The sequence below is a fragment of the Vibrio penaeicida genome, assembly GCF_030689305.1.
GTDB classification, from domain to species: Bacteria; Pseudomonadota; Gammaproteobacteria; order Enterobacterales; family Vibrionaceae; genus Vibrio; species Vibrio penaeicida_B.
In genome coordinates, this window is the sequence record NZ_JAUYVM010000012.1 from 20326 (window position 1) to 37049 (window position 16724).

Annotated in this window: 14 protein-coding genes; 9 read left to right on the forward strand and 5 right to left on the reverse strand. The window is 41.3% G+C overall.

The window, feature by feature from the left end; genetic code table 11:
* The first annotated feature begins 101 nt into the window (after positions 1-101).
* From Q8W40_RS18495 to Q8W40_RS18515, 5 genes are all read left to right on the forward strand, one after another.
* Complete coding sequence (locus tag Q8W40_RS18495) at positions 102-317, forward strand: DUF3820 family protein (RefSeq protein WP_101114321.1); 216 nt, start codon at positions 102-104, stop codon at positions 315-317.
* 39 nt (positions 318-356) lie between these two features.
* Positions 357-599 (forward strand): hypothetical protein, encoded by a 243-nt coding sequence (locus tag Q8W40_RS18500; RefSeq protein WP_305399286.1) that lies wholly within the window; start codon positions 357-359, stop codon positions 597-599.
* 381 nt (positions 600-980) lie between these two features.
* Positions 981-1385, forward strand: coding sequence for a DUF6088 family protein (locus Q8W40_RS18505; protein ID WP_101114323.1), 405 nt, complete (start codon positions 981-983; stop codon positions 1383-1385).
* Position 1386: 1 nt separating this feature from the next.
* Positions 1387-2340, forward strand: coding sequence for a nucleotidyl transferase AbiEii/AbiGii toxin family protein (locus tag Q8W40_RS18510; protein WP_305399287.1), 954 nt, complete (start codon positions 1387-1389; stop codon positions 2338-2340).
* A 111-nt stretch (positions 2341-2451) separates the two neighbouring features.
* Positions 2452-2658 carry a hypothetical protein gene (locus Q8W40_RS18515; RefSeq protein WP_305399440.1) on the forward strand — a complete coding sequence of 69 codons (207 nt, stop codon included), beginning with the start codon at positions 2452-2454 and terminating at the stop codon, positions 2656-2658.
* A 515-nt stretch (positions 2659-3173) separates the two neighbouring features.
* Here the strand turns inward: Q8W40_RS18515 and Q8W40_RS18520 are convergent.
* Together Q8W40_RS18520 and Q8W40_RS18525 are read right to left on the reverse strand one after the other, a co-directional pair.
* Positions 3174-6233 (reverse strand): caspase family protein, encoded by a 3060-nt coding sequence (locus Q8W40_RS18520; RefSeq protein WP_305399288.1) that lies wholly within the window; start codon positions 6231-6233, stop codon positions 3174-3176.
* A gap of 552 nt (positions 6234-6785) precedes the next feature.
* The gene (locus tag Q8W40_RS18525) at positions 6786-8861 is read right to left on the reverse strand and encodes an alkyl/aryl-sulfatase (RefSeq protein WP_305399289.1); all 2076 of its coding nucleotides are present in this window, start codon (positions 8859-8861) and stop codon (positions 6786-6788) included.
* A 108-nt stretch (positions 8862-8969) separates the two neighbouring features.
* Between Q8W40_RS18525 and Q8W40_RS18530 the strand changes: the two genes are divergently transcribed.
* Complete coding sequence (locus Q8W40_RS18530) at positions 8970-9881, forward strand: LysR family transcriptional regulator (protein ID WP_305399290.1); 912 nt, start codon at positions 8970-8972, stop codon at positions 9879-9881.
* A gap of 109 nt (positions 9882-9990) precedes the next feature.
* Here Q8W40_RS18530 and Q8W40_RS18535 read toward each other — a convergent pair whose 3' ends face one another.
* The gene (locus Q8W40_RS18535; protein ID WP_101114331.1) at positions 9991-10239 is read right to left on the reverse strand and encodes a hypothetical protein; all 249 of its coding nucleotides are present in this window, start codon (positions 10237-10239) and stop codon (positions 9991-9993) included.
* A gap of 355 nt (positions 10240-10594) precedes the next feature.
* Between Q8W40_RS18535 and Q8W40_RS18540 the strand changes: the two genes are divergently transcribed.
* Positions 10595-13051 carry a M9 family metallopeptidase gene (locus Q8W40_RS18540; RefSeq protein ID WP_305399291.1) on the forward strand — a complete coding sequence of 819 codons (2457 nt, stop codon included), beginning with the start codon at positions 10595-10597 and terminating at the stop codon, positions 13049-13051.
* Between the two features lie 129 nt (positions 13052-13180).
* On the opposite strand, the gene Q8W40_RS18545 is transcribed toward Q8W40_RS18540, so the two are convergent.
* The gene (locus Q8W40_RS18545) at positions 13181-13564 is read right to left on the reverse strand and encodes a helix-turn-helix domain-containing protein (RefSeq protein ID WP_305399292.1); all 384 of its coding nucleotides are present in this window, start codon (positions 13562-13564) and stop codon (positions 13181-13183) included.
* Positions 13565-13655: 91 nt separating this feature from the next.
* Here Q8W40_RS18545 and Q8W40_RS18550 point away from each other — a divergent pair, with 91 nt between their 5' ends.
* Entirely contained in the window at positions 13656-14138 is a 483-nt protein-coding gene (locus Q8W40_RS18550; protein ID WP_305399293.1) for a DUF2938 domain-containing protein, read from the forward strand.
* A gap of 165 nt (positions 14139-14303) precedes the next feature.
* Entirely contained in the window at positions 14304-14570 is a 267-nt protein-coding gene (locus tag Q8W40_RS18555; protein ID WP_101114334.1) for a hypothetical protein, read from the forward strand.
* A gap of 74 nt (positions 14571-14644) precedes the next feature.
* Here Q8W40_RS18555 and Q8W40_RS18560 read toward each other — a convergent pair whose 3' ends face one another.
* The gene (locus Q8W40_RS18560) at positions 14645-16687 is read right to left on the reverse strand and encodes a hypothetical protein (protein ID WP_305399294.1); all 2043 of its coding nucleotides are present in this window, start codon (positions 16685-16687) and stop codon (positions 14645-14647) included.
* Positions 16688-16724 lie beyond the last annotated feature (37 nt).

Below are 16724 nucleotides of genomic sequence, written 5' to 3' on the forward strand. Positions count from 1 at the left end.
AAATGATAATCATTATCACAATTAAGGTTGAGATAGAATCAGCTTTTGTTTAAAAGATTTGGTATTCTGCTGCGAAATAATTTTTTGGGTGATTTGGGTATATGTTGGAAAAAGAAAATTTAATCAAACTCGCTCGAATGCAAATGCCATTTGGAAAATACGCAGGCAGGGTACTAATCGATTTGCCAGAAGAATACTTGCTCTGGTTCGACAAGAAAGGCTGGCCACAAGGCGAACTAGGTGAGCTTTTGAAGCTTTGCCTAGCACTGAAAATAGAAGGGCTTGATAGCGTGGTTAAGCCTTTAAAGCGAATGTAACCCACCACAGCACATCTCATTAAAAATAAAAGACATACTATGAATTTCGATATCAATGCACTGAGACACCACCAATTGGTCGAAGATGGCCAACTAGAAGGGTGTTACATTCACCAGCCAGCCCAAGGCAGCCAGCAAGACGACAAAGCTGTTTTGGCAGAGCGCCAAGCGCTAGAAAAAATGGGATACAAGGTAATACAGGTTAAAGCCAAAGGCGGATCAACAACGTTTGCCGAAGCGATGCAAAAGTTTGCTAAGAAGACGGGGTATAAGCCTAAGTAATAAGCGGTTTTGAACTGCGACATCCATCTTAAACTCTCTCAAAAGAAAAGCCCTCCAAGCTTTGGGGTATTTGGTGAATTTGCACTAGGCTCGAAATTGAAGGAAACATCACGGAACTGGATAATGGCATTCGCTATTTTGGCGTTGAAATTGAGGATGCGCTGAATATCTTGAAAGGAGGGCGGCTCATAGCAAGGTCAGGTAGTGGGATAGAATAAGGTCGTTGACATTTTTTCTCATTAAATATTCATAAATACAATGTTTTATGTGGTTAATTGTCAACTATCAAGACGTATTTATACTTCTATATATGCCGTATTTATTCCTATAATTACAACCTTGCGTTATACTTCGAAAACGTACGAAAGTTAGGGGGTTCAAATGACAGCAGTTGATCGTGTTTATCAAAAGATAAAGCGTTCCAGGCGCTATGTTTTTGAGCGCAAAGACTTTGATGGTTTTGCCAGCTACGACCAAATTGGTCGAGCGCTAAGGCAGTTGGTCAAACAAGGTGAGTTAATAAAGCTTGGCTATGGTCTTTACACCAAGGCAAGGATTAACAGTTTAACAGGCAAACCTATGCCCACTAACCCCGGTGGAAGCGATGCTCTGATGCGTGAGATATTAAAGATGAAAGGCGTCGATTTTGAGATAGACAGCCTATCTTTGCAAAGCCTGTCCGGTGAAAGCACCCAAATTCCATCATCTGTTCAATACTCGTGGAACCCCAAACAGTTTAATCGCAAATTGGTTGTCGGTAACCGAGTATTAAATTCGCCAAGTTAATATGGAAAAACTAAAACAACAATTCCTTGAAGTTTCCGATGCGCTTGAGCTCGGAAACCCTGCCATTATTGAAAAAGATTATTGGGTTGTTGCGCTATTGTCTGAGCTAGCTAAAGTGAAAGCAGCCTCCCATCAAATGGTCTTTTCTGGCGGTACAGCCCTTGCAAAATCAAACGTTAAAATTCTTAGAATGTCAGAAGATGTAGACATTAAGTTAATCCCCAATCCAGCGTTTAATGAGCTAAGCCGCGCTAAAAAGAAAGCGGTTCGTAAAATATGCATTAATGAAGTTGAACAGGCCATCACTCAATCAAAGCTATTTACGATTGAAGAGCGTACTGTAAAGGATGAATATCGTTATGTTGAATTCGAATTCAGATACCCACAGCAATTTAGCCAGTCACCGTGCCTTCGCCCCATTATTAAACTGGAGCTGATGGAAACAATCCCATTACTCGATGTAGAACCTCGTAGCATTCAATCACTGGTTGCAGAGCTGTATAAACAACCACAAGAAGTGAGCGCTTTCGATTGCATTTCTATCCACGCTACATTAGTCGAAAAAGTAATTTCAATGTTGCGCCGTACCATGTCGGTGAAGCGCGATGCACAGCGTAAGGATGATGCCACACTAGTACGCCATATCTATGATGTTTACTGCATTTTAAAGGCAGAAGAACAGACAGAAAGCCTAGACCTTGAGGCGCTAACACCGATATTTAAAACAGTGTTAGAAGAAGATATTGAGCGTTTTGGCAGTCAACATGCAGAGTTTGTCGCCAACCCAAAACAAGAGCTCCAACTCGGATTGCAAGAAATTGAAGAAAACCCAGCCTTCCGCAAACGCTTTCTAGACTTTGTTACGCCAATGGTGTTTAGCACCGAACCTCATGATTTTGATACCTGTTTTGCGTCTTTTAAGCGCATTGCAGAGTTGTTAATTAAAACAATTTAATCTATTTCAGAATCATTCGTGTCACTCACCGCTATTTATTATCAAGCAACCAAGCCCCTCTAAACCAAGATTAAATCAATAGATTGGTCTGGTCTGCTTTGACACCATCAACTGGTCGAAGTTGGTCAACTAGAAGGGTGTTACATTCATCAGCCTGCCCAAGGCAGCCAGCAAGACGACAAAGCCGTTTTGGCAGAGCGCCAAGCGCTAGAAAAAATGGGATACAAGGTAGTACAGGTTAAAGCCAAAGGCGGAACAACAACGTTTACCGAGGCGATGCAAAAGTTCGCGAATAAGACGGGGTATCAGCCTAAGTAATAAGCGGTTTTGAACTGCGACATCCTTCTTAAACTCTCTCAAAAGAAATCTGTTCCTATTCAAAAGAGTCAGACCGTTTGGTTGGCTCTTTTTTGTCCTATTATCTACCAGAGTAAATACTCATTCATACCCTGTTCACGAGCTTTTGCCCTTCTAAAAGTTAACCATTCTCTAGCTACAAGCTTGCGCAATACTAGATGAGGCGACAATAGTGGTGGGTGATGGTGTGATCATCAACGTCGACAAAGGTATAAAAATTACTACAGACTACGCTGAACTGCGCCCTTTCCCAATATGATAGAAAACTGCTAACGAGCGCGAAAGGTTCATAGCGGAAAACGGGCGAGTGCAGCCTTTGTGGACTTAGGCGCAACTCACTGTAATTGATGGGTTTCGTATTTTCTTAGAGTGAGTGTCCCCGTTATTTTGCATTATTTTAATAACTTTAAAAAGGATCAAATAATATTAAATGAGAGTTTAAGAGCTTTGTATACCTTAAACCCTCACCGTTAACATCATAAAAGATCTTTTATAATCCTAGTTATTGAATTTGATGGAGTTCCATCGTTTAAATAATTATTAACATCAGCTTTACTATCATCGTTAATAGTAAACTTGCGCTTACCTAGCTCATCGGTGATAACAAGTACTCCATTTGACTTAAATATATTAACTACCTTTTTATAGTTAAGGTTACACTTGTTTATGCCATTGAATCTAGGAGCTATTACCTTATGCTCCCATTGTCGACCTAATTTGCCATTACTAACAAATAAATGGAAAAAATCATGTACAAATATTCTAATCTTTGCTTTACGATTCCCTTTGTTTCTGTCTATCGTCTCAATTGCAGAAGTCAGACCTGAGTCAAATATACAATCAATAAAGTTATCCTTACCTAATATCGAACTAGATACTTTCTCATTTAAGTTGACAAGTTCTGATTTGATAAACCTAGTAGAAGTATCAAATTTACACTTCCAAAAGTTACCAAAGTTATCTATGTTGCTATTAGATATTGTTACACTCTCAAAATTGAACTTGATGCTTTTATCACCATTAAGATCAATTATAGATACACCATCAAGTTGACCATTTTTGATCTCAAATAAACTTCTAATTAAATTAGTGTTGTTTTCTATATCGTTGGGATAAAATTTGTGATTAATCTGTAAGCATAAATTAAATATATTTGCGATAGTCTTTCGTGATTTGATAGTATTAAGCTTGTTCTTTATCTGAGTGATGAAGTCAGAAACAAGCAGAAAATTATCTTCATTCCAACTCGCTATTCTTTTAGGTATATCTGAGTTTATTGGCGCACCATACCAACAACTATCATTTATTATTTCTAAAAGCTCATCTGTTATTGTTTCGGAATCATTATCATATTTTAAAAAGATAGAAACATATATAGCCTTGAACAAATCTAGTAGAAAATCATATTTGAACTTAATAACATTATCTTTACACATTAAGAAAGGATGTGATTTAAATGCTTCTACATTTGTATTATCTACAGTTCTTCCTAAAGCCTTTGTTACCTCACTGTGGAGGTTGTCAGCCATAATTAGACCACCACGATTGACAGACATATAAATAAAAATATTAATCTGGTCATCAACAGAAACCTGACCGACTCTCTTTATTTCACGATCACAAATACGATAAGTGATATAATCATTACTAATGCCTTTACACAAATACGATGATTCAACTTCAGAAAGGTCAAAATCAACCAGGTTATTATCACTTTCAATAATAGAACGAATTATATCTAAAACATACGGATGGTAGATGTTTTTGTTTTCACCCTCGGGAAACTTAAAACCGTTAGCTAACCTTACCGCGTTACCAAGCTTTATTGTGTCATTTTCAAAACTCTTTTTGAAAAACTCTTTGCTTTGGCTTTCTGTAAATGGTTCCAATTCAATGACAGGAAAGGTCTTGCCAGAAAAACCTGAACTATCCCAAAAATAACTTCTACAAGTTATAATTACTTTTCCATTACCAAGATCACTTGATGATAATTTTATTGACTCTAGAAATTTTGTTGTGTCAAAGTTTGGAACTTTTGATATTATCTCATCCAAACCGTCGATTATAATTAAGATGTTTCCAGCATCAACATTTAACTGAAATAAATCTTCTGACAGCTTTTCATGGATATTATCCGTAATATCAAAAAGGGCTTCATAGAAGTTATATAAGTTGAGGTTTTCTCTATTTTTGTTCTTTATTAGGCTATCTTTAATGAGGGATGAATCAATAAATAACACATAATTTGATGGTGTAAACTCAATTAATCTATCAGCAAAATAGTATGCTAGTGTCGTTTTCCCTATACCGCCACTACCTTTTACGACCAAAATTGGCTCGTCTATTTGTTTATGCCATTTCTCAAAATATAACTTCAAGCTAGTGGTTTCATCGCCAATATGAATTTCAGGAGTTATAAAATTCTTAATATTTAAATACTTCTCACTCTCATCCTGTATTACTTTTGGAGTACAGTGCTCTCTAATAAATTCATCGATATAAAATAAACTTATAGGCTTAAATTTTTCTTTTATATTATTCTTTCGAAGTTCAATATTTTTTTGATCTTTTTCAATAGGGATGAATATCACTGTTTTACCAGAGAAAATTTCACCGTGTTTATTTTTTAAGTCTGAATATGTTTGTGTCTGATTAATACCTTCGTATAAATATAAGTAATACGTTGATGTATCTAGAACAGAATCAAATTCACTAAATAGTTGATAGCCTATTTTTTTTGACTTATCTTCAAATATTGCCACTTCTTTAAAAATGGAATTTCTTTTATAAAAATTTAATATTTTTATAAAGTCTACATATCCTTTCAAATTTCTAGAATCATAGGTCTTAGTTATTTTGAAAATAAACTCTCCTCCATGATGATCTTCGAGATTTAATGGAGCGCCTTGAGGCGATTGAAACAAGTTTATTTCAAATCTAGCTTTAACTTTTTCTATTATTTCAGAAAATCTTATATCTTTTTCTGTCTCTTTTAAGCAATCAATAATACATTCGGCAAATAAAGTGTTGGATATTTCATCAGAATCCTTAGCTTCATAAAAAGCTGATGTTAATGCCCATCTGGAACTTTTTTCAAAGTATTCGTCAACCTTCTTAAATCTTCCTTCTCTAAATATACTATTAGAGAAACAGCTATCTGAAATTAATATTATGTGCTTACAGTTTATGCGAGATAAAAAGGTAATAATGTTAGAGTTCTGGATGTACTGAGTATATACGTCAGCTTCATGAGGAACCCAGTATCCTATATCTAATTCCTCGTCATATTCACCATGCCCAGAATAGTATATTATTAAGTTATCATCTGAGCTTAAACTCTTACCATAACCTTTTAGAGCATCTTGGATGTTTTTTGAGTTGGCATTTTCATCTATGATTTCATAGACATCTTCAGATTTGAAATCATACTTCTCCAATAATACATTCTTAAAATCTGTTATATCTCTTACACAACCGGCTAGATTATCATGATGTTTGTATGAGTTTATTCCAATTAGAAAAAGTTTGTTTGCCATTATAAGCCTTAGCTAGTAATCAATAACTACCCTTATTGCTATTATTATCAATAGCTTAGGGTTTTAGGGCTCTCAAATTACCTTAATCAAATTACTTTGGCAATTGATCTTGTATCAAACTAAAAATGCAAACACAAAATTTTGATAGGGTTACGGATTAAGCAGTGAAGTATGAGATAGTGGAAGACTGATTTTACTCATTATTTACAAGTGCTTACATAGGGTGCTACTGTTCTGAAGGAAGCGTTGTCATCAACTTTTTTTGTTTAGATGCTTTGTCTTAGATGAATGAATGTTGTCCTTTGTCTCGATATGTGCAACACAATAACTAACCAATTAAACATTAATTTAGTTAAGAGCCTAACATGGGGCTACCCAATTCCAAGTTACAGAACAAACTAATATACCCTTAGAAAGCTGTTCTTTAGTGGTTTAACTAAAAGAGTTGGTCAAAAGGCAAATTGGATTAGCTTCGCTCGCCATAAAAAAATGGGGCTTTTACGTCCCATTTTTCGTTACACACTCAGTCTGTTTACTGGTGTTTACTGGTGTTTAGTGGCTGTGCTGGTACAGGTTGGCATCCACTTCTTTGCCTTTCGCTGGGCGAGGGACAATTTCAAAACTGGTATCGAAGTCTACGAGCGTGTCCTGTAGTGTAGTCAGAACCTCTGTTTTCCCTTTAATGCCTGCTTGTTTGAGCTTTAAAAGTGCCGTTAAGTCGGTGTTACCCAGTAGCATTTGAGTAATGTCGGCTTTGTTTAGGTAAAGCGTGGCATCGGCTTCTTTTTCGCTGTCTACCTTACCGTTGCTTAGGTTGCCATTCGACATCTCTACAAAATAGATCTCGCCAGTGTCGGGCACAACCACGTTCATCGAGAATGGCGTAAATTGCGCTTTCTTAGAATCCACTCGCACAGCGATGTAGTCCAACAAGTTCTCTACCGTCATTTCAGACAAAACGTCCGGTGATGCCGTTTTCGGTGTGCCTGGTAAGGTGCCGACTCGAAGTTCTTGTGCGCCCGTTAAGTAGGTATTTCTCCAGCCCATGGTTTCCGATTGGTAGCCCAATTGTTCATAGGTGTCGGCCAAGAGTTTTCGCGCTTCATTGTTGTCTGGTTCCGCGCGAACCACTTTATCTAGCACTGTGGCGACAAAGCGATATTCTCCTTTTTCAAAATCGCTATGGGCTTTCTTCACAATAACGTCTGAGCCTCCCATGTATTCAACAAATTTGAGCGATTCTTTTTGCACTGGAAGTGGGTTTAAGTTGGCTGGGTTCATGTCAAAGTAACCCAAATACATGTTGTAGACAGCTTTGGCGTTGTGGCTGTATGAGCCGTGGTAGCCGTTGGTGTGCCAAGACTTGCGAATCGATTCTGGCAGTTCTTCTAAAATCGCGTCTCCGATGTCCTGTAAAACGACGCCATTGTTTGCCAGCCTTAGGGTTTGGTTATGAACAAAGCCGTAGTTATCGCGTTGTAATTTCATAAAATCGAGGACCTCATCTTGCCCCCAAACAGGGGAGGAGTGAGAGCCGAACAGCACTTGAATGTCTTCACCCCATGCATTGATCATTTCGTTAATGTCTTTCGACCACTTCAATGCATCCCGAACCTTGGCTCCGCGTAATGTGTAGATGTTGTGCATGCCGTGATACATCATTTCACCCGACCACAATGCCTTTTTAGAAGGGATGTAGGTTGCCATTCCAGAAGGCGCTTCTGTGCCAGCCGTATCAATGAAAATCATCTCTACGCCATCGATGCTATAGGTTTCAAATTTCCCATCTTGGTTGAAGTTGTAGTCCGGTTTGACGTAGGTGATTTCCCCTTTTCCGTATTCCGGAGAGCTGGTGGACATGGACTTGCCTAGCCCAGCATCGACAATGCCGTGTTCGTGTGTGCCCAATGTTGCGCCATATTGGTAGGCAGCACGTCTCGACATCGCATTACCAGCCAGCACGTTTTCATCAACCACTTCTTTGGTCATATTCACGGGGGCGTACACTTTTACGTTAGGGAACATCTCCTGAATAGCACGGGAACCGCCAAAGTGGTCGGCATGGCTGTGAGAATAAATCATCGCAGTAATGGGAAGGTCGCCTCCCGTTGGCACATTCTCTAGGAAGAATTTTGTGGAAATTTCTGCTGCTTGTTTTGTTAGCAGCACATCATAAACAATCCAACCGGTCTTACCGCGTATGAAGGTTATGTTTGAAAGGTCGGTGCCCCTAACCTGGTAGATCCCATCGGTAACCTCATAAAGCCCTGCCGCGGTGTTGTTGACTTGCGCTTGTCTATATAGAGATGGGTTAACGGAGTCGGATATCTCATCTTGAGAAATAAAGTCAAAATTGTTCCTCATGATGTTTGCACTGTGCTGATCTAAAGGGACGATGAGCCCTTTAGTATTGCGCTCGAAGGCATCTCTGTCGTCCCAGTTGAGTGTTTTCGAGAAGTCGTTGTTTGCTTGAATGGTATGAGCTGTTGCGTTTTTGCCTTGCACTTGCAGATCGCCGTGAACATGGTCGTGGTCATGGTTTGATGCCATTACAGGCATGGCGAACATGATGGCGAGGGTTAGTGTGGCTTTTTTGCTAATGATTTTATTTGTTGTTTGCGCTTTCATACTGACCTCTTAAAAGACTATTTTTTAGATTTCGAAATCAGTGTATCGACGTGAAACATAACTAAAAATAAAGTAAAGTTTATTTAAAACATCACAATTGGTTATGTAATGGCGAAGTATTTATCTGAACAGCTTGATTTAAACCTGTTAGGCGTATTTTTGGAGGTGTACCGACTTAACTCGATTACTTTGGCAAGCGAGTCTTTAGACATGACTCAGCCGGGCGTGAGTGGTTCGCTAAAAAGGCTACAAGATCAGATCGGAACGAAGTTGTTTGTTCGGGAGGGTCGCGGTATTTCTCCTACTCATGCCGCTGTGCAGTTGGCTGACCAACTTGAACCGGCGTTGCAAAACGTTTCAAGAGCGATTGGGAGTATTAAGCAGTTTACACCCGATCAGCCAAGGCAATTCAACGTGTTGGTAAATGAGATGGCGCTGCTGGCACTTCAGCCCCTTGTCGAGTCAGATAAAGATCTCGCCAATGTCTCGATCATATTCAATATGGTTTCCAGCAATGAAGAGATGATGTTGCAAGCGCTGAGCCTGCAAAAAGCCGATTTGGCTATCGATGTTTTTAGGCCTCATGACTCTGGGTTTAAATCAACACCGATTAAGACGGATGAACTTGTTTTAGTGGCGCGTCATTCTCACCCAAGAGTACAGGGCTCTATAACGATGGAGCAATTTTACGCCGAGAAACACATAACCTTGAGGCTTAGAAGGGGAAATTTATATGCAGTGGACTATTTTACCAGTGAGTCTTTAGAGAAGCGCAACATCAGTGCAGAGTGTGATTCTCTGATCACAATGATGGCGTTGGTGTCGAACAGTGATTCTATTGGTAGTGCGTCTCGCACCGTAGCGACACAATATGCCGAGTTGTTTGGTTTGCAGATCATAGAGCAGCCATTCAAAGTAACTCCGATAGAGCAGCACATGATTTGGCACAATCGCACGCAGACAAACCCATCCCATGTGTGGTTAAGAGAAAAGATCACTCAATACTTGAAGGGTGCTTAAGTTCTGGTTCAAATATAAGGGCTTAGGTGCAAATAACAGAAACAAAAAAGCTCAGACCATCACATGATGTTCTGAGCTTTTTCCTAGTTCCATTTATATTGAAGCTGGATTAGTGTTTTTTGCTCGGGCCGTTTCGCACACGATCTTTGCCATTTTCGTAGACATCTTGGGATACCCAACGACCAAGCAACAATTGATGTTTCTCACCTAGTACTGCAACGAAAGGGCGCCCATCAGAGTTACTTGTTGCCATCGCAATGCCCGTTACTCCTTCTAGCCCCAAACCGCCACTTTCAACTGCGGTTAAAAACAGTTCTAGTTCATCTAAGGTTTCAATTATCGGGAGATCGTTATTCATTTTCTTTTCCTGTACTTCGTATTTCTATTGCGCGCTGTCGAGGCACCCTATGTATGGGCGTACTGTACCGACAAATCTGAGTGAATGGAATCTCGGTGGTAAACGCTGCTAACCAAAAAGACAGGTGCATTTCAGTTTTTTCTGTTTCTAATCTTTTGATTTATATTGATAATTCAACATTGCGTGAAGTTTTCGGAGAGAGGTGATCAACACATTTAGTGAACAATTTTAAAATTAGATCATATATTCTAATTCCTGAACTGAGTTCATAAATTTTATGCAACTGAATTCATCTTATTGAGTATAAAGAATATAACAGCGCCCTCAAACATATAACTAATTAATGAGTGTAGCTATGTCCCATCCCCGTTTATTTCCACGTCATCGCTTGGCGCTAGCTTGTATGCTTGCCAGTGTTTCCAGTTTTTCCTTTGCTCAAGAGCAGTGTGATATTCCTGATCTCCAACAGGCACCTGATCTTGTTTTAGCCGTCTCTGACGCAAATCATAATTGCTATAGTGCTTGGTTCTCTGCACCTGCTGATTCCCTTAGCGACATATACAGTGAAGCGAGCCTAAGCCATATTCAAATCGCGTTAAACCAAGCCATTGCTACTTACAAAGGTGAGGCAGAGCAAGCACGCAAACTAGAAAACCTTGGTGAATTTGTACGCGCGGCTTATTACGTTCGCTATAACGCCCAGCAGCCGGACTTTTCACAGGCATTAGGCCAACGCTTTGCTCAGTCGATTAATGCGTTTTTAGCTAACCCACACGCTTTAGAACAAGGTCGCGAACAAGTGGGGGCAATGAAAAGCCTGACTTTGATGGTCGATAACGTAAAACAGCTTCCTTTGACGATGAGCGCACAACTTACGGCACTGCGCCAGTTCAATCGTGAAACAGCGAAAGATACACAGTGGGTGGATGGGCTTAACAATCTCTTTCGTGCAATGGCCGGTCACTCTGCGCGAGATGACTTCTACAACTATATGGCGAGCAATACGCAACACATCGACACGCTGGCGGTGTTTGCTCGTGATAACGCGTGGGCTCTGGATACGGACGCGAGCTTCTTGGTTTACAACGCAGTGCGCGAAACCGGACGTTTGTTAGCAAGCCCAAACCAAAAAACCAAAGAAAAGGCACTGCGTGTGATGCAGCAAGTGATGGAACAAAACCCACTTGGTAGCGAACACGACAAGCTTTGGTTAGCGGCGGTTGAGATGATGAACTACTTCGCACCAGAGCATTTGAACGGTCTAGATTTAGACCAAGCGAAACGTGATTTGGCGGCTCGCGTGCTGCCTAACCGTCATGAATGTGATGGTCCGGCAATCATTCGCTCTCAAGATTTAACGCAAACCCAAGCGGTTGAAGCGTGTGAGGTTTTAGCGGCAACAGAGGCGGACCTCCATCAAGTGGCGAACACGGGCAATCAGCCAGTGGCAGACGACAACAACGAGCGAGTTGAAGTCGCGGTGTTTGCGAATAATGGAAGCTACGAGGATTACTCGTCTTTCTTGTTTGGTAACTCGACGGATAACGGCGGTCAGTATCTTGAAGGGGATCCGGCAAAGGAAGGCAACGTGGCGCGTTTTGTCGCTTATCGTTTCGCAAATGGTGACGAGCTATCAGTTCTCAATCTAGAACATGAATACGTTCACTATCTAGATGCACGCTTCAACCAATATGGCTCATTCAGCGATAACTTGGCTCATAGCTACATTGTGTGGTGGCTAGAGGGCTTTGCTGAGTACATGCATTATAAACAAGGCTACGACGCGGCGATTAGTGTAATTGCTAATGGAAAGATGAGCCTATCGGATGTGTTTGCGACGACTTATTCTCATGATTCGAATCGCGTGTACCGTTGGAGTTACTTAGCGGTACGCTTTATGTTGGAAGAGCACCCGCAAGAGGCAGACAGTTTACTGGCGCTTTCTCGTTCTGGTCAGTTTGCTGAATGGGCAAAACAGGTTCAATTATTCGGTGAGCAATACAATGGTGAGTTTGACCGTTGGTTGGATTCTATCTCTAGTGAACCAGAACAGCCTGATCCGAACCCAGACCCAAATCCGGGTGAGCCAACAGAGCCTTCTGATCAAGTAACACCGTTAGCGGTAAACCAAAGCGTGGTGTTAAGCGGTGCGGCTTACAGCGAACAGTTGTTCTACGTTGATGTGCCAGAGAACGCCACTCACTTTGAAGTTGAGATCCAAGGTGGCAGCCAAGGCGATGCGGATCTGTACATGAGCTATGAGAAAGTCGCACATTACTACGATTTTGAGTTCAGCCAATATGACACGGGCAGCAATGAGATCGTAACGTTTGAGCCAGAGCCATCGGGTTACATCAAACCAGGTCGCTACTACATGAGCATCGCGGGTCGAACTGCATTTGATACAGTGACGCTCACTGCTTCATTAGAAACCAAAGCGCCAACTCCACAAAAACCGGAGCAAGATGACTTAGCGCCAGTGGTATTGGAATCGGGGCAAGCACAGACCTTAACGGTACATCAACAACGTTATGCTGCGGTTTATGTCCCGCAAGGTGTTCAAGAGGTGCGTGTGTGGCTAACGGGTAAAATTAGCGAAACCGAAAATGCTAACAAGCCAAACAATGGCAACGTGGACCTGTACGCGAGCCAAGCGTACTGGCCAACAGCAGAGCAGCACGAATACGTGTCTAATTATTCGGGCAGCAATGAATATCTGCAAATCCCAGTAACGGAAGCGGGCTATTTGCACTTCTCGCTGAACGCACCGCAACAAGGGGATGAAGTTGAGATGTTGGTGCACTTCCACTAACTAACGTTTGGTAAACTAACAAACGCATGGCAAACAAACTTAAAGCCGAACCTCTGTGTTCGGCTATCTACCGAATACTCATTGATGCCAAAGCGAGTCGATACCAAAAGCTATTCGATACCAAAGGGCTTACAGCTCATTGAGCATTTTTTGAAAGGAAGGGCAACTAAGGTGATCGTCTGCCGGGCAGTTAGCGACATGTAATAGGCTCTCTTTAACACATATCAGTTGTCGGATGGACTTTTCTATTTCAGACACTTTCTCAAGTAAAGCGTCACGATTGATATCCAAGTTACCGTCTTGATTAAACATTGCTTTTATCTCTTCGAGCGATAATCCTGCCTTTCTTCCCAAATGAATCAAAGCCAATTTTTGCAAAACATCTTCGGAATATTGCCGCCTTAAGCCATTTCGCCCAATGGAATGAATCAGACCAATGCTTTCGTAATAACGGAGCGCCGAAGAATTCAAACCGCTTCGCTTTGCCACGACGCCGATATCGAGTGTTTTCATCTTGACCTCAAGTTAACTTCAAGTAGTAACATTTAAACATCGAAAACCCGCCAAATTCAAGGCGTTGAAAATAAGATAAGGAGAGGTCGTGGTGGAAACAGCAGTAAATGCAGTAGTCTTGGGCATCGGTGCCACATTGTTCATGGATACCTGCGCGTGGGTACAAAATCGGTTTTTCGGCGTGACATCGCTGGATTATGCCTTAGTTGGTCGATGGCTATTGGCACTAAGGAAAGGGAAATATTTTCACAAACCCATATTCAAATCACCCAAAGTGCACGGAGAGATCGTCATAGGGTGGGGTGCGCATTACCTGATAGGCATTGTGTTTGCCACTGCTTTGCTCCTTGCCTTTCCAGATTGGTTAAGATCGCCAAGCTTAGTTGTCGCACTATCTGTGGGTGTAATCAGTGTTCTCGCCCCATTTCTTATTCTGCAACCTGCCTTTGGGTTGGGTATTGCAGCAGCGAAAACACCTAATCCAAGCGTGGTAAGGGCAAAGAGTATGCTCGCACATATCACTTACGGGGTAGGATTGTATTTGAGTGGAATCTCAATAACCTTATGGCTATAAGGTAAATAATAGGGGTTATCATCATTTGATATAAGAGATAAGAACTTTGCCTTGTCATTTTTAAACTTTAGTTGCATATTAATTGTTCAGTCTTCGGTGTTGCATAGGCTAGCAATACTAAGAAAAGAAGGTTTGACAAAGAACTAAAAGAAAAAAGGAGAGGTTATGAGTAACAACAGTTGGAATGATTTTGGGGTGCTGAAAAGCGTCTCAAAAGACGAAAAATTTGTTTGGGTATCTAATGAGGAAGGGTGCCAACTGAAAATGAGTATCGTCAGTTATAAAGAAAGTGCAGAGCGAGTGTATTCGAAGGCTCAAGAACTGGTTGGAAAAAGTGTTCGGGTACGCTCTAGCCAAGATATTTCGGACTTACGCGATTTAGTATGGTTTAACAGCATTGATAACGGTTCTTATCTCTCGTCGACTCATTGAGTTATCTTCGCTCCCTTTTTATTAAACAACCGATCACTTGATCGGTTGTTTTCGTTTCAAACAGGCAGCAATTACTAGTGGCTAAATGCGCTTAATGGCAGGGCGGTGAGCTTGTTGTCCAATGGGGATCGAACAAGGATCTCTAGAAACGTATTCTTGTATGCATCGACATCCCATTTAGGACCAAGTAAGAGCATGTTATTTAAATTCTCGCATGCAAACCAGAGATCAAAAGGTTCCTTTCCTTTGTTTATATTCAAAGAAACTTGTTTGCTAAAGCTTTGCCCTTCACCAAAAGATTGTATCTTATCAAAAATGGGCGCGCCTCCAATCGAGACCACGATTCGGCATTCCCTTGTCCATTGCTTTCCCTTATGTTCCCCAGACTGAAAATTAAATGAAAATAAATACTGGCCAGATGTAGGAAACTGGTAAAAACCGTAATAGTGCATACCACGGTCTCTATCCTTGAGGGTGGTAGCGATATTCTTGTCATTATAAATATCAGCAAACGAAAACTGATTTCCAGATGAACGGACGTAAGAGCCGATCGCATTACCTTCAGGTGCGACAGGCGGTTTGGTCGAGTTGTGAGGCAACAAATACAGATCCATCAGTAACCCAGCGCTATCATTTAGCTCATCGGCTTTACTAAGTTCAGCAACGGAAAGTTCATTCGCCAATTTAACCAGTTTGCTTTGCTCGTTGGTAAGCCTGCTTTTATCTGCGGCAGTCAATGCCGTGTAGCTATCTAAAAAACGGTCAACGGATTGATCATCGTCTCTTTCAAGGGTGTTTCCCCAAGACGCGAACTGATGAATTCTTGTGTTACTTTTATCGCGCTCTGACAGTGTCTTTCTCGCTTTTAGCGCTTTATCGGGAAAGCGTTGTGAAAAACGAGTACGTTGCTCGTCTGAAAGCGCTGTCCAATGGGTAGAGACCCGCTCCCATTGCTGTGCGGAGTGGGGGAGATCAAGCACTGCGGATAAACTCTGAAATAAATACTTTTCACTCACAGAAGAAAGTATCGTGAGCGTGTTGGCGTCGTACAGCCGTAACCTATCGCGATCAAGCGGCGAAATGTTAGAAAACAGCAGATGGACTGACTGCAAGTGTTCAATGCTTTCGTCCCCTTCAGCTTTCAACAACGCTGTCTTTACCTTTTGGAGGAACTTGTCGCTTTCATTGGAAAGCTGAGTAATTTTTCGAACAAGTGATCTTTGCTCGGTATTTAACCGTTCCAAATCACTGAGTGAAAGAGAGCTGGATAGCCTCACAACTTCTTCCACGCGCCCCCACTGATGTGGGTATCGAATGAAGTCGTTTAATGCGTTGACCAATTCGGTTCTCATGAACTCAGAGCTATCGACGGGATTTTGTCGATATTCAGAGCCGCTCAACAAATAGATACCTCCTCCTAGCCCCAAGAAAGCGGCTAAGGCAATAGGAACAGCACGTTTTGATACAGATAAACGGAAAGGCGCTTTTTCAGTTGTAGGGGCTTCATTAATTGGAATGTTCAGCGCATTTAGGGCTTCAGATACTTTTGAAATGGCTAGGCACTGAATACCTGCGTTCTCAAGTTGGGATATAGGGACATCGTGTTCATTTGCCTTTGGGAAAATAAAAACATTCACGCCCACATCCTTGCCTATCGCAAGTAAGGTATCCACCTTTTCTTGAATGCCTTCTACCTTTGAAACTTGCCCCGCTTCGTTGAGCAGCTCGCCAGTCGCGGCGATGATATAGCGTTTTGATGCTTCGGTGGTTTTTCTTGCCAAATGATCCGCTATCACTAAGGCAAGCGCGTAACTCTTATCAAAAAAATCCGAGCTGCCCATAGAAATTTCAATACCTAACCGCTCGTTCGTAGATTCACAAAACCGCCCACAACTCAGGAAAGAATCAATGGTAGCATTGCTGACATTAGTGTAAGAACTGTGTCTAATTTTGCTATTAATTTGATTGAGCCGATCGTTCGATTTATAAGCAACAATACCCACGTGGTTTAACACACAATGGTCTTCCGAAATGGTAGGGAAGAAGACCTCCGTCATGGGCAAGTCTGCGTGTGGGCTTGGGTTTTTGGGTGCAACACTATACTTTCTGGTATTCAATGCATTCTTCCTATGAATGTTGAGAATCTGGGTAACT